Annotated in this window: 11 protein-coding genes; 9 read left to right on the forward strand and 2 right to left on the reverse strand. The window is 73.4% G+C overall.

The window, feature by feature from the left end:
• Positions 1-40 precede the first annotated feature (40 nt).
• On the reverse strand, positions 41-1,603 hold the full coding sequence (locus tag HCN51_RS27875; RefSeq protein WP_346433821.1) for a hypothetical protein: 1,563 nt from the start codon (positions 1,601-1,603) through the stop codon (positions 41-43).
• 226 nt (positions 1,604-1,829) lie between these two features.
• Between HCN51_RS27875 and HCN51_RS27880 the strand changes: the two genes are divergently transcribed.
• The 4 genes from HCN51_RS27880 (at position 1,830) to HCN51_RS27895 (ending at position 6,754) form a co-directional block, all read left to right on the forward strand.
• Positions 1,830-3,833, forward strand: coding sequence for a hypothetical protein (locus HCN51_RS27880; RefSeq protein WP_168013155.1), 2,004 nt, complete (start codon positions 1,830-1,832; stop codon positions 3,831-3,833).
• A 21-nt stretch (positions 3,834-3,854) separates the two neighbouring features.
• Positions 3,855-4,685: a hypothetical protein gene (locus tag HCN51_RS27885; protein WP_168013157.1), complete on the forward strand. Its 831-nt coding sequence runs from the start codon at positions 3,855-3,857 to the stop codon at positions 4,683-4,685.
• 72 nt (positions 4,686-4,757) lie between these two features.
• Positions 4,758-5,687, forward strand: coding sequence for a glycosyltransferase family 2 protein (locus tag HCN51_RS27890; protein ID WP_080042892.1), 930 nt, complete (start codon positions 4,758-4,760; stop codon positions 5,685-5,687).
• Between the two features lie 2 nt (positions 5,688-5,689).
• Positions 5,690-6,754 (forward strand): glycosyltransferase, encoded by a 1,065-nt coding sequence (locus HCN51_RS27895; protein WP_168013159.1) that lies wholly within the window; start codon positions 5,690-5,692, stop codon positions 6,752-6,754.
• On the opposite strand, the gene HCN51_RS27900 is transcribed toward HCN51_RS27895, so the two are convergent.
• Positions 6,655-7,614, reverse strand: a complete 960-nt coding sequence (locus HCN51_RS27900) for a lysylphosphatidylglycerol synthase transmembrane domain-containing protein (RefSeq protein ID WP_168013161.1) — start codon at positions 7,612-7,614, stop codon at positions 6,655-6,657. The two genes, HCN51_RS27895 and HCN51_RS27900, sit on opposite strands and share 100 nt — an antisense overlap.
• 78 nt (positions 7,615-7,692) lie before the next feature.
• On the opposite strand from HCN51_RS27900, the gene HCN51_RS27905 reads away from it, so the two are divergent.
• From HCN51_RS27905 to HCN51_RS27925, 5 genes are all read left to right on the forward strand, one after another.
• Positions 7,693-8,520 (forward strand): methyltransferase domain-containing protein, encoded by an 828-nt coding sequence (locus tag HCN51_RS27905; RefSeq protein ID WP_168013163.1) that lies wholly within the window; start codon positions 7,693-7,695, stop codon positions 8,518-8,520.
• Positions 8,514-9,413, forward strand: coding sequence for a lysylphosphatidylglycerol synthase domain-containing protein (locus tag HCN51_RS27910; RefSeq protein ID WP_346433822.1), 900 nt, complete (start codon positions 8,514-8,516; stop codon positions 9,411-9,413). Before HCN51_RS27905 ends, HCN51_RS27910 begins: the two co-directional genes overlap by 7 nt.
• A gap of 94 nt (positions 9,414-9,507) precedes the next feature.
• Positions 9,508-10,623 carry a glycosyltransferase family 4 protein gene (locus tag HCN51_RS27915; RefSeq protein WP_080042888.1) on the forward strand — a complete coding sequence of 372 codons (1,116 nt, stop codon included), beginning with the start codon at positions 9,508-9,510 and terminating at the stop codon, positions 10,621-10,623.
• Positions 10,624-10,655: 32 nt separating this feature from the next.
• Positions 10,656-11,735: a mannose-1-phosphate guanylyltransferase gene (gene manB, locus HCN51_RS27920; protein WP_240973315.1), complete on the forward strand. Its 1,080-nt coding sequence runs from the start codon at positions 10,656-10,658 to the stop codon at positions 11,733-11,735.
• A gap of 108 nt (positions 11,736-11,843) precedes the next feature.
• A complete protein-coding gene (locus tag HCN51_RS27925; protein ID WP_168013167.1) occupies positions 11,844-12,743 on the forward strand; it encodes a DNA glycosylase family protein in 900 nt (299 codons plus the stop codon).
• Positions 12,744-12,756 lie beyond the last annotated feature (13 nt).

Genomic DNA, 12,756 nt, shown 5'->3' on the forward strand with positions numbered 1-12,756 from the left:
GGTCGTGACCCGGACGTGATGTTTCCGCGGCAAAGCATACTCAGAGCCGGACATTGGGTGGAATATCATCGCCAAACTCTTTCGCCCTCGAATCGCCACCGGACTGTCGCAGCAGCTCAGGCCTGATGCTCTGCGCCGCCGCCAGACAGGCCAGGGGCACGGCCGGCAACACGTACCGGTAGTCGAACTCGGCGGCCGCGGCCGGTGTGATCAGCAGCACAACGGCCACCGACCAGGGCACCAGCCAGGCCGGCCCCGCCGCCAGGCGCCTTCCCTTACGCCTGCGGGCGATCGCCGCCACCGGTGGCACCAGCAAGATCGCCAGGAGCACCGGGCCGGGCAGGCGCACCATGCTCTGGTAGGCCCGCAACCACCCGGCGAAGGGCTCCACGATCTCCGTGCCGATCGCACCCTGCTCGTAGAGCTTGGCATACTCGGCGCCGACCTGCGCGGGATAGCGCCCAGGTGGCCCCGGCTCGGTCACCGGAAACTGGTAATAGCCGTAGATCTCGGCGTCGGGATAGATCGGCCGGTCCCACCGGAACGAGCGGGCCAGCTCCTCCAGCACCGAGGCGGCGTAGTCGAGCGGCTGCGCGGTGATCGCCAGCATCGCGAACCTGGCCGCCAGGTCGTCGTTCTCCTTCGAGAACGTGATGCCCGGCCGCAGCACCAGCGGCGCGTCCTTGGCCCAGATGTACTCCTGCGAGGGCGGCCGCCGCTCCGGCGGGCGCGGATCGCACAGCACCTTCACGTCGGGCGGCGGGTCCATCCTGGCGCAGTCGGCGAACGCCATCGTCCGGGCGTACAGGAAGGCGCCGTTCGCCCCGACCAGGCCGACGCGCTGGTAGGTGACGTAGAACCAGGCGCCGTACGCGACGATCGGCACCAGCGCGGCGGCCAGCAGCACGGCGACCGGCCGCAGCCACGCCCCCACCGGCCGCCTCCTGCCGCCGCCCCGCCTGGTCCCCCCCTTGGCCGGCCCGATCCAGCCGCGCAGCACGAACCAGGCCGCCAGCACCACGATCAGCGGCTGGCCGACCGTCCTGGTGAGCGTGGCGGCGGCCAGCAGCAGGCCGATCCCGGCGACCGTCGCCGTCCGGCGCGTCGCGCACAGCGCGACGGCGGCCACGACCAGGAACATGAACAGCGTGTCCGAGACGAGCAGGTGCTCCAGCTCGATCTGGTACGCGTCCAGCAGCACCGGCACCGTGGCCAGCGTCGCCGCCCACCTCGGAGCCCTCCCCGCCACCCTCCTCGCCGTCCGGTAGACCAGCACCCCGGTGGCCAGTCCCAGCAGGTGCTGCGCCGCCGTGACCGCGCCGAACGCGTGCAGGGGCTCCAGCAGCTTGAGGAACATCGAGTAGCCGGCCGGGCGCACCAGGTCGGGGCGGGGCTTGAAGACGGTGACGATGTAGGTGTAGGAGTCGGGGAACCACAGGGCGGGGCGGTAGCCGAGCATCGCCAGGGCCCGCAGCGCGGCGCCCACGGCCAGGACGGCCAGGAACCAGCCGTGCCGGCGCGCGAGCTCGCGCGGGCTTCCGGGCAGGCGCCACCGGCCGCGGCCGGTCTTCGCGGGCTCCCCGTCGCGAGCCTCCGGCCTCACCGCATGTCCTCCCGCTCGTCCGGCAGCGTCCGTCCGTACGCTACCGGCGTTCCGCAGGCGGCCGCGCCGCCACGGCAGGCCCGCACCCCGCGCCGCCACGAACGACCCGCCCCGCGCCACCACGGCGGACCCACGCTCGCGCCACTACGGCGGACCCGCGGCCGCGCCGCCGCCCAGGCCCGCCCCGCGCTCTCGTGGGCCCGGGGTTGGATACGCTCCCGTTCCGATGGAACTCGATCGACCCGGCCGGGTGCTCGCCACGTTGTCCGTGCTGCCCGCGCTGGCCGTCGCGGGCTGGCTGCTGGCGGGGCTGCCGCTGCTGCTGCTCGGCCGGTTCGCCCCGCTGCCCGCCACGCTGCTCGGCGTCCCGCTGGGCGCGCTGCTGTGCTGGGCGGGCGCGCGGAAGGTCCAGGGCACGACGCCGATCAGGGGCGGCTGGTGGCAGGTCGGGGGCGTCGCCGGGGTGGCCGTGGCGTCGGGCGCGGTCAACGCGATCATGCACAGCGAGCAGGTCGCCGTCCGGCGTGACCCCGCCACCTACACCCAGTACGCCGCCTGGATCGCCGCCCACGGCGGGCTGCCCATCGACGTCCAGGCCGGCGCGTTCGGCGGCCCGGATCCCGCGCTGGTGTTCAAGAGCGTCGGCTTCTTCGACGTGGACGGCGGGGTGGTGCCGCAGTTCATGCCGGGGCCGCCGATGCTGTTCGCGATCGGCCACTGGCTGGGCGGGCCGTACGTGGTGCCGGCCGTGCTGGGCGCGCTGGCCGTGCTCACGGTGGCCGGCGTGGTGGCGCGGCTGGCGGGGCCGCGGTGGACGCTGGTGGCGGCGACGGCGTTCGCGGTGAGCCAGCCGATCCTCTACACCTCGCGCACCACGTTCAGCGAGATCCCGTCGCTGATCCTGCTGTTCGGCGGCCTGGCCCTGGCCCACGACGCCCTGGCACGGGGGGAGCGGACCAGGGCGGCGCTGGCGGGGCTGGTGTTCGGGCTGGCGGTGCTGGTCAGGGTGGACGGGCTGCGGGACGTGCTGCCGGTGCTGGCGTTCGCGGGGCTGCTGATCGCCATGCGGCGCTTCCGCCGGCCGGAAGGGGCGCTGGGGCCGCCGCTGCTGCTGGGGCTGCTGGCCGGGGCCGGGCTGGGGATGCTGGCGGCGTACGTGCTGGCCCGTCCCTACCTCTCCTACCTGTCCGGCTCGGTGAAGCCGCTGCTGCTGATCTGCGCCGCCGTCCTGGTGCTGACCGCCGCCGGGACGGCCTGTGCGCCCGCGCTCGTCCGGATCCGCCTGCCGAGATGGGCGCCGCGGACGGGCGCGGTGCTGGTGGTGCTGCTGATGGCGGCCCTGTACGCGCGCCCGTGGGTGCAGACCGTGACCCGGGTCCCCACGAACGAGGACGACCGCCGCACGTTCGAGATGATCCAGCAGATCCAGCGCGCCAACGGACTGCCCGTGGACGGCACGCGGCTCTACTTCGAGAGCTCGCTGCACTGGGTGACCTGGTACGTCGGCGCCCCGGCCGTCCTGCTGGCCACGATCGCGGCCGCGCTGCTGGTGCGCCGGCTGCTGCGCGGCGGCTCGTCGTTCGAGTGGCTGCTGCCGCTCGCGGTGATCGGCTGGACGACGGTCACGACGCTGCTGCGGCCCGAGATCACCCCCGACCATCCGTGGGCGGCCCGCCGCCTGGTCCCCATCGTGATCCCGGGGATGATCCTGCTGGCCGCGTACGGTCTGGCCCGGCTGCGCCGGCTCGCGGACCGGCACGGGCCCAAGGTGCTGAAGTGGGGCATGGCGCCGGCCGTGGCGCTGGTGCTGGTGCCGCCGGCGGTGACGTCGATCGGCACCGCGTTCACGCCGGTCGAGCGGGGCGAGGCGGCGGCGGTCGCGGCGATGTGCGCGCGGCTGCCGGCCGACGCGTCGGTGCTGACGGTGGAGCGGGTCACGGGTGACCGGTTCGTGCAGGTCGTCCGGGGCATGTGCGGCAGGCCGGCGGCGCAGGTGGCCCGCCTGCGAGGGGATCTCGCGCCCGAGGCGGAGGTGCGGCGGCTGGCCGAGCGGGTGCGGGCGGCGGGCCGGGTGCCGGTGGTGCTGGGCGCCGAGGCGGGGCAGGTGTCGCCCTTCGGGGCGCCGGCGCAGATCCTGGAGCTGGTCACGCGCCAGGATGAGCGCTCGCTCACCGAGGCCCCGAACGGCACGTGGTCCCTGCGGATGAACGTCTGGATGGCCATCGCCTGACCGGTTTGCGATGGTTGCCGCATGTCCTACGACGTGGTGTCGTTCGGGGGCGACAGGCGGCCCCGGTGGAGCGCGTGGGCGGCGGCGCGCCGGTGGCCACTGGTGATCCTCGCGGGGGTGGTGGCCGCGCTGGTGGGCGGCGGGTACCTGCTCGGGCGCCCGCCGGAGCCGTCCCCGCCTCCTGACGCGCCGTTCCCGCAGGCGGACGGCGTGCAGATCACCCTGTGCCCGGACTCCGGAGACTCCTGCGAGCCGGGCACGCCCGAGCAGGCGGTGGCCGAGGCGCGGAAGGTGCCCGAGCTGACCTCCGTCACGCTGGTCACGGGCGAGGAGGCGAGGCGGCGGCTGTACGACGCGATCGTCACGCGGGAGCCGCAGTCCCCTGAGGAGGCGCGGTACCGGAGCCTGGCCTACCCGCCGCACCTGCGCGCGGGCCTGCGCGGCCCGGCCGACCTGGAGACCGTCCGGCGCCGCCTCGCCGGGCGGCCGGGCATCGGCCGGATCTTCCTGACCTGGCCCGACTTCTGGGCGGGCAAGGCGCAGGTGGCCGTCGCGCTGTGCGCGCCCCGGCTGGCCTCCTCCGGGACGTGCGGCACGAGCTACGCGACGCGGGCCCAGCGGGACGCGGTCTTCGCCCTGCTGCGCGAGCAGGACGGCGTGGAGGAGGTGTTCCTGGAGGACCGGCCGTTCGCGCTGCGGCTGGCCCGGCACCGGCAGCCGCACCTGCGGTTCACGCTCGGCCAGTTCTCCGAGACGCTGTACGCCCGGCTCGACGATCCGGCGAAGGCACGGGCGATCGCTCAGGCCGTGGTCCGGCAGCCCGGCGTGGCATGGGCCAGACTGGTGAAATGATCCCTGAATCGGGAGCTCCCGCTGGCCCGATGTGGACTCGCCGTCCGGCTGGGCAGAGTACCCTCGACCCCCGTGAGCACGCTTGAGACCCCCAAGAGTGGAACTGCCGTGGAAGAAGCGCCGTACGTCACGATCGTCCTGCCCTGCTACAACGAGCAGGATCACGTCATCGACGAGGTGGAGCGCATCACCAAGGCGATGGACTCGAGCGGCTACACCTACGAGCTGGTCGCCGTCGACGACTGCTCGACCGACGCGACGCTCGCCAAGCTGCAGGAGGCCGCGCCCCACTACCCGCACCTGCGCATCCGCGCCTTCCACCGCAACGGCGGCTCCGGCACCGTGCGGCGCATCGGCACGCAGGAGGCCAGGGGCGAGATCGTGGTGTGGACCGACGCCGACATGTCCTACGCCAACGAGCGCATCCCCGAGCTGGTGCAGATCCTGGAGAAGGACTCCACGATCGACCAGGTGGTGGGGGCGCGCACCAGCGAGGAGGGCTCGCACAAGCTGCTGCGCGTGCCGGCCAAGTGGGTGATCCGCAAGGTGGCCGAGATGCTGGCCGGGCAGAAGATCCCCGACCTCAACTCCGGCCTGCGGGCCTTCCGCAAGTCGGTGGCCCGGCCGTACCTGCGGCTGCTGCCTCCCGGGTTCTCGTGCGTCACGACGATCACGCTGTCGTTCCTGATGAACCAGCACGACATCTACTACCTGCCGACGGAGTACGCGAAGCGGGCCGGCAAGTCGAAGTTCAGCTTCGTCTCCGACGCCTACCGCTACATCCTCCAGGTGCTGCGGATGATCATGTACTTCAACCCGCTCAAGGTGCTCATGCCGCCCGCGTTGTGGCTGGTCGCCATCGGGTTCGTGAAGGGCGTCTGGGACATGATCCAGCACCCGTTCTACTTCCCGGCCAACACCGTCATGATCTTCCTGTCGGGGCTGCTGATCGGGTCGGTGGCGCTGCTGGCCGACCTGATCGTGCGCTCGCGGGGAGAGTGACGGTGCGGATCGCGATCGTCGGCCCGACGTATCCGTACAAGGGCGGCGGGGCGCAGCACACGACCGAGCTGGCGCACCGGCTGGCGGCGCTCGGCCACGACGTGGTGATCGAGTCGTGGCGGGCCCAGTACCCGTCGTTCCTCTACCCGGGCCAGCAGACGATCTCCGCGCCGGAGGGCACGCCCTACCAGAAGACGGTGCGGCGGCTCGACTGGCGGCGGCCGGACGGGTGGGTGGCGGCCGGGCGGCGGCTGCGGTCGGCCGACCTGGTGGTGCTCGCGGTGCTGAGCCCGGTGCAGGTCCCCGCCTACCTGGGCATCCTGTACGGGATCGGGCGCAAGACGCGCACCGTCGCGCTGTGCCACAACGTGCTGCCGCACGAGCGCAAGCCCTACGACGAGCCGCTGATGAAGGCGCTGCTCAAGCGGGTGGACGGCGTGCTCGCTCACTCCGAGCCGCAGGCCGCGCTGGCCAGGGGGCTCACGGCCAAGCCGGTCAGCGTGGCCGGGCTGCCGCCGCACCTGCCCTCGACCTCCGGCGAGAAGCCCGCCGAGGTGGTGCGCCGCCGGCTGCTGTTCTTCGGCATCGTGCGCCCGTACAAGGGCCTGGATCTGTTGCTGCGCGCGCTGCCCGAGGGCATCGCGCTGACGGTGGCCGGCGAGTTCTGGGGCGGGCTCGACGAGACGAAGGCGCTGATCGCCGAGCTGGGCCTCGGCGACCGGGTGGAGCTGCGGCCCGGGTACGTCGCGGCCGAGGACGTGCCCAAGCTGTTCGCCGCGGCCGACGCGCTCGTGCTGCCCTACCGCCACGCCACGGCCAGCCAGAACGTGTGGCTCGCGCACGAGCACGGCCTGCCCGTGATCGCCACCCGCGTCGGCGCGCTGGCCGACCACGTCACCGACGGCGTCGACGGGCTGCTGGTCGAGCCGGGCGACGCCGGGGCACTGCGGGCGGCGATCGAGCGGTTTTACGCCTCGGGCGAGCCGGAGAGGTTGCGGTCGGGGGTCAAGGCGGTCGATCCCGAGCCGTTCTGGTCGGCGTACGCGACGGCGCTGCTCGGTGCCTGACGGCCGAGCACGAACGCGATGCCCGCGGCCGCCGCGTCGGCCAGCGTGAACGCCAGCCGCGACACGATCGCCACCGCGAGCGCGGCGGGCGTGCCGACGATCGGGCCGAGCACGAGCACGAGCGCGCCCTCCCGGACGCCGACCCCGGCCGGCACGACCACGGTCAGGATGCCGGTGGCCCAGGCGAAGGCGTAGGCGCCGGTCGCCACCACGTACAGGCCGGGGTGGCCGGCGACGAGCCAGATGTGCACGCCGTACACGAGCCAGCCGAGCGCCGTCCACGCCACCGCGACCAGCACCGTGCGGCCGGGCAGCACGCTCTCCAGCGGCTCCCTGCGCGCGACGCGCAGCGCCAGGTTGAGGCCCCAGGTGAGCACCTTGGGGTGCAGGCACACGATGATCACCGGGACGAGCAGCACGATGTACCAGGTCTGCCGGACCGCCTCCAGCGTGCCCAGCGTGGCGGCGGCGATCGAGATCGCGACCCCGAGGTTGATCACCAGCCCCAGCGAGATCGTCGCGAACGTGCGCCGCGGCGGGCTGCCGTGGTCGCGCCCGAGCTCCATCATCGCCGCGTACGCCCACACCGCGCCCGGGATGTACTTGCCGAGCTGCCCCACGAACATGATCCGCCCGGCGATCCGCACCGGCACCCGCGTGCCGAGCCCCGCCAGGATCTCCCGCCAGGCCAGCAGCATGCAGAACTGGCCGATCAGCACCGCCGCGAACGAGCCGAGCACCGCCCACGGCGACATCGCCGCCAGCGCGGTGGTGGTGTCGTGCCAGTTGGCGGCCAGCCCGTAGCCGAGGAAGCCGAGCGCGACCAGGGCCAGGACGATGCGCAGCAGGCGGCGGAGCATTGGCTCAGGTTACGCGTGCCCTCCCGGGTAAATCCAGAAGGCGTCGCGGGGGCCCGGAGGTCGGTACGGTGGGGAACCGTGGTGAAGCAACGGGTCGCGCAGCTCGAATACTCGGAGTTCCAGTCCGCCATGCTCGACGAGGCGAAGCGCAGGCGGAAGGCGGCGAAGATCATCGCGGTGCTGGAGCACTTCCACGGGCCGCTCGCCGGGCTGACCGTCGGCGACGTCGGCTGCTCGGCCGGGTTCATCGCCGACGAGCTCGCGCAGGCCGGGGCCAAGCACACGCTCGGCATCGACATCGACGTGCCGGGGCTGCGCAAGGCGGCCGACCGGTTCGGTGAGCGGGTGGCGTTCGTCTGCGGCGACGGCACGGCGCTGCCGTTCCCCGACGGCTCGATCGACGTGCTGGTGTTCAACCACATCTACGAGCACGTGGTCGACCCCGACGCGGTGGTGGCGGAGATGCGCCGCGTGCTGTCCGACGACGGGGTGCTCTACCTGGGGCTGGGCAACCGGCTCGGGGTGATGGAGCCGCACTACAAGCTGCCGTTCCTGTCGTACCTGCCGCCGGCGCTGGCCGACCGCTACGTGCGCGCGTTCGGGCGGGCCGACCACTACTACGAGCGGTTCAGGACGCGGCGCGGGCTGCGCCGGATGGTGCGGGCCTTCCATGTGTGGGACTACACGCTTCCCGTGCTGGCCACGCCCACCAGGTTCGCGGGGGGCGAGCTGTTCCCCGGGGTGCTGGGGAAGGTGGTGCGCACGGTGCTGTCGCGGATGCCGCGCGAGGTGCTGAGGCTGCTGCTGCCGGTCGTCCCGACGTACCTGTGGGTGGCCACCAAGACGCCGCGCCGGCCGGTGGGGCCGCGGCTGCCGCAGCCGCCCGAGCGGGTGCGCCCGTGGTGAAGGCGCCCGTGGAGCCGGTGCCGCGCCGCTCGCTGGCTCGCCGGCTGGTGAGGTACGGCTTTCTGGCCGTCGCGCTCGGCTTCGGCACCTGGGCGGTGGCCAGGGAGTGGGACGCGGTGGTGGCCGGGTTCGCCCGGCTGTCGTGGGGGGCGCTGGCCGCCTCGCTGGTCGCGGTGGTGGCCGCGCTGCTCGGGGCCATGCTGACCTGGCGCACCCTGCTGGCCGACCTGGGCTCGCCGCTGCCGGCGCGCCCGGCGGCCAAGGTGTTCTTCGTGGGCCAGCTCGGCAAGTACATCCCGGGCGCCGTCTGGCCGGTGCTGGCCCAGATGGAGATGGGCCGCGACCTCGGCGTGCCGCGCTCCCGCAGCGCGGCGGCGTTCTTCCTGATGATGCCGATCCAGCTCGCCACCGGCCTGCTGGTGACGCTGGTCACGCTGGGCTGGGACCGCTACGGCTGGCTGCTGCTGTTCGTCCCGCTGCTGCTCGTCCTGCTGGAGCCCAAGGTCATCAACGCGGTCATCGGCCAGGTCCTGCGCCGGCTCAGGCGCGAGCCGCTCGAACGCCCGCTGACCAGGCGCGGCATGCTGACCGCGCTCGGCTGGGCGCTGGCCGGCTGGCTCGCCTACGGCGTGCACCTGTACTTCGTCGCCCCGCAGGGCGGCCTGATCTTCGCCGTCGGGGCCTTCGCGCTGTCGTGGTGCCTGGGCATCCTGACGTTCGTGATCCCGGCGGGCGCGGGTGTCAGGGAGGCGGCCATGGTGGCGGTGCTGGCGCCCCATCTCGACTCCGGTGCCGCGATCGCGGTGGCCCTTTCGTCCCGCATTGTCATCATTCTCGGGGATCTGATCTGTGCGGGCTTGGCCGGAATCGCGGCGCGTCGCGACTCCGTGTGATTTGGCCCACGATTTAGGGGAGGCTGGTCATAAGCTGAACTTCAGAGGGGGACGCCCGGTCCCACGTTGATCTTGAGGGGAGAAGATCTTCGTAATGCCTCGAGTGCTCGTCGATGCGGCGGCGGTCCCCGCAGACCGCGGCGCGTTGATCAGATATGTGGACGGGCTCGTGGCCGCGCTCGATCGGGCCGGTGCGGAGCTGTCGGTGGTCTGCCAGCGTGCCGAAGCCGAGAGATACCGGCGCCTCGCGCCGTCGGCCCAGATCCTTCCAGGGCCCGTCGGCATCACCAACAGAGCCGCCAGGCTGGCGTGGGAGCAGACAGGGCTCCCACTGCTCGCCCGCCAGGCCGGCGCCGACGTCATCCACGCCCCCTACTACTCCATCCCGCTCAGCTCGGGCGTGCCGACCGTCGTGACCGTGCACGACGCCACCTGGTTCACCGAGCCCGACCAGCACAGCCCGCGCGCCGCGTTCTTCCGCTCGGCCACCCGCACCGCCGTACGCCACGCCAAGCGCGTGATCGTGCCGTCCAAGGCGACGCGAGACGAGCTGGTCCGCGTGCTGTCCGCCGACCCCACCCGCATCGACGTCGCCTACCACGGCGTCGACCTGGCGCAGTTCCATCCGCCGAGCGAGGAGGAGATCCGCCGCGCCGCCATGCGCTGCGGGCTGCACGGCCAGCCGTACGTCGCCTTCCTGGGCGCGCTCGACCCGCGCAAGAACGTCCCCAACCTCATCCGCGGCTTCGCCGCCGCCGTGAAGCGGCTGGACAAGCCGCCGGCGCTGGTGCTCGGCGGCGGCGTGCACGAGGACGACGTGGACGCCGCCTGCCGCGAGGTCGAGGCCACCGTGCGGGTCATCAGGCCCGGCTACCTGCGCGCGCCCGACCTGCCCGGGTTCCTGGGCGGGGCGCTGGTGGTGGCCTTCCCCTCGCGCGGAGAGGGGTTCGGGCTGCCGGTGCTGGAGGCCATGGCCTGCGGCGCCCCGGTGCTGACCACCCACCGCACCTCGCTGCCCGAGGTGGGCGGCGACGCCGTGGCCTACACTGAGCCGGACGCCGACAGCATCGCCGCCGAGCTGGGGCGGCTGCTGGCCTCGGCCGAGCGCAGGAAGCAGCTTCAGGAAGCCGGGCTGGCCAGAGCTCGCGAGTTCACATGGGACGCCTCCGCGGAGGCGCATCTCAGCTCCTATCAACGCGCAATCGAATAGTTCGGTAACCTCACGGAGTGATGGAGAGCTCTTTGCCAGACCTCGAGGCGATCCTCCTGGTCGGGGGGCAGGGCACGCGCCTGCGTCCGCTGACACTGGGCACGCCCAAGCCGCTGCTGCAGACCGCCGGGGTGCCGTTCCTGGCCCACCAGTTGGCGCGCGCCCGTTCTTTCGGGGTGCGCCGGATCGTGTTCGCCACCTCCTACAAGGCGTCCATGTTCGAGCCTGCCTTCGGTGACGGGGCCGCGTTCGGGCTCTCGCTCGAGTACATGACGGAGGAGACGCCGCTGGGCACCGGCGGCGCGATCCGCAACGCCGCCGAGGCGCTGACGGCCGGCCCCGACGACCCCGTCCTGATACTCAACGGCGACATCCTCTCCGGTCACGACATAGGCGAGCAGGTGCGCCTGCACCGCGCCCGGCAGGCCGCTGTAACGCTCCATTTGACGGAGGTCGAGGATCCCTCCCGGTTCGGCTGCGTGCCGACCGACGAGGCGGGGCGGGTGACGGCGTTCCTGGAGAAGACCCCCAACCCGGTGACGAACCGGATCAACGCCGGCTGCTACGTCTTCACCCGGTCCGTGATCGACTCGATCCCGCGGGATGAGGTCGTCTCGGTCGAGCGCGAGACGTTCCCCGGGCTGATCGAGTCCGGCGAGCTCGTGCTGGGCTACGCCGACCGCACCTACTGGCTCGACGTCGGCACGCCCACCGCCTACGTGCAGGGCTCGCGCGACCTGGTGCTCGGCCGCCTGGCCTCGCCCGCGCTGCCCGGGCCCACGGGCGAGTTCCTGCGGCTCGAAGGGGCCGTGATCTCGCCCGAGGCGAAGGTCCAGGGCGGCACGGCCGTCGGCGCGCGGGCCGTCGTCGAGGCGGGCGCCACCGTGGTGGGCTCCGTGCTGAGCGACGACTGCGTCGTGGAGACCGGCGCCGTGGTGACCGACTCCGTGGTCGGCCAGGGGGCGCGGGTCTGCGCCGGCACGGTGGTGCGCGACGCGGTCATCGGCGACGGCGCCATCGTGGGGCCGGGCAACGAGCTGCAGAACGGCGTGCGCATCTGGCCGGGCATCGAGCTGCCCGAGCGCGCGCTGCGCTACTCCAGCGACGTCTGACCCACCCGCTTCGAGCGCGTGCCGCGGTCCTCCAGGACGGCTCCAGGCGCGCGCCGCGGTTCTCGCGTGACGTCCGACCCACCCGCGCGGCGGGGGCAGACTGGACGGGTGAGGGAGCGCAGGTGGGAGCCCGGCGGGCCGCTCGACGTGGGGCTGGCCCTGCAGCCGCACAAGCGCGGCGGCGGCGACCCCACCTGGCGCCGCACCCCCGACGGGGCCGTGTGGCGCACCTCCCGATCCCCCGACGGCCCCTGCACGCTCAGGGTGAGCGTCAAGGCGGGCACCGTGCACGGGCAGGCGTGGGGGCCCGGCGCCGGATGGGCGCTGGAGACGCTGCCCGCGCTGCTGGGCGCCGACGACGACCTGTCCGGGTTCACGGTCAGGCACGAGGTGCTGGCCGAGGCCGCCAGGCGGCATCCGGGCGGGCTGCGCATCGGGCGTACGGGGCGGGTGATGGAGGCCCTCGTGCCCGCCGTGCTGGAGCAGAAGGTGGTCGGGCAGGAGGCGTGGCGGGCCTGGCGGTGGCTGCTCGGCCGCTACGGCGAGCCCGCGCCGGGGCCCGCGCCCGAGGGCATGCGGGTGGTGCCCGAGCCCGAGGTGTGGCGGCAGATCCCGTCCTGGCACTGGCACCGGTCGGGGGCCGAGGCGGTGCGCGCCCGGACGATCGCCACCGCCGCCTGGCACGCCGCCAAGCTGGAGGCCGCCGCCACCACGCAGGAGCTCGACCGGCTGCTGCGCGCGCTGCCCGGGATCGGCGTGTGGACGTCGGCGGAGGTGCGCCAGCGGGCGTTCGGCGACCCCGACGCGGTCAGCGTCGGCGACTTCCACCTGGCCAAGCTGGTCGGCTACGCGCTGACGGGGGAGAAGACCGACGATCCCGGGATGCTGCGGCTGCTGGAGCCGTACGCGGGGCACCGGCACCGGGCCACGGTGCTGGTGTGGCTCAGCGGCCTGCGCCCGCCGGCCAGGGGGCCCAGGATGTCCGTACGCGACTATCGGTCGTTCTGATCGCGGGCCCTGG

Origin of the sequence: Nonomuraea composti, from assembly GCF_012034275.1 — a bacterium.
GTDB classification, from domain to species: Bacteria; Actinomycetota; Actinomycetes; order Streptosporangiales; family Streptosporangiaceae; genus Nonomuraea; species Nonomuraea composti.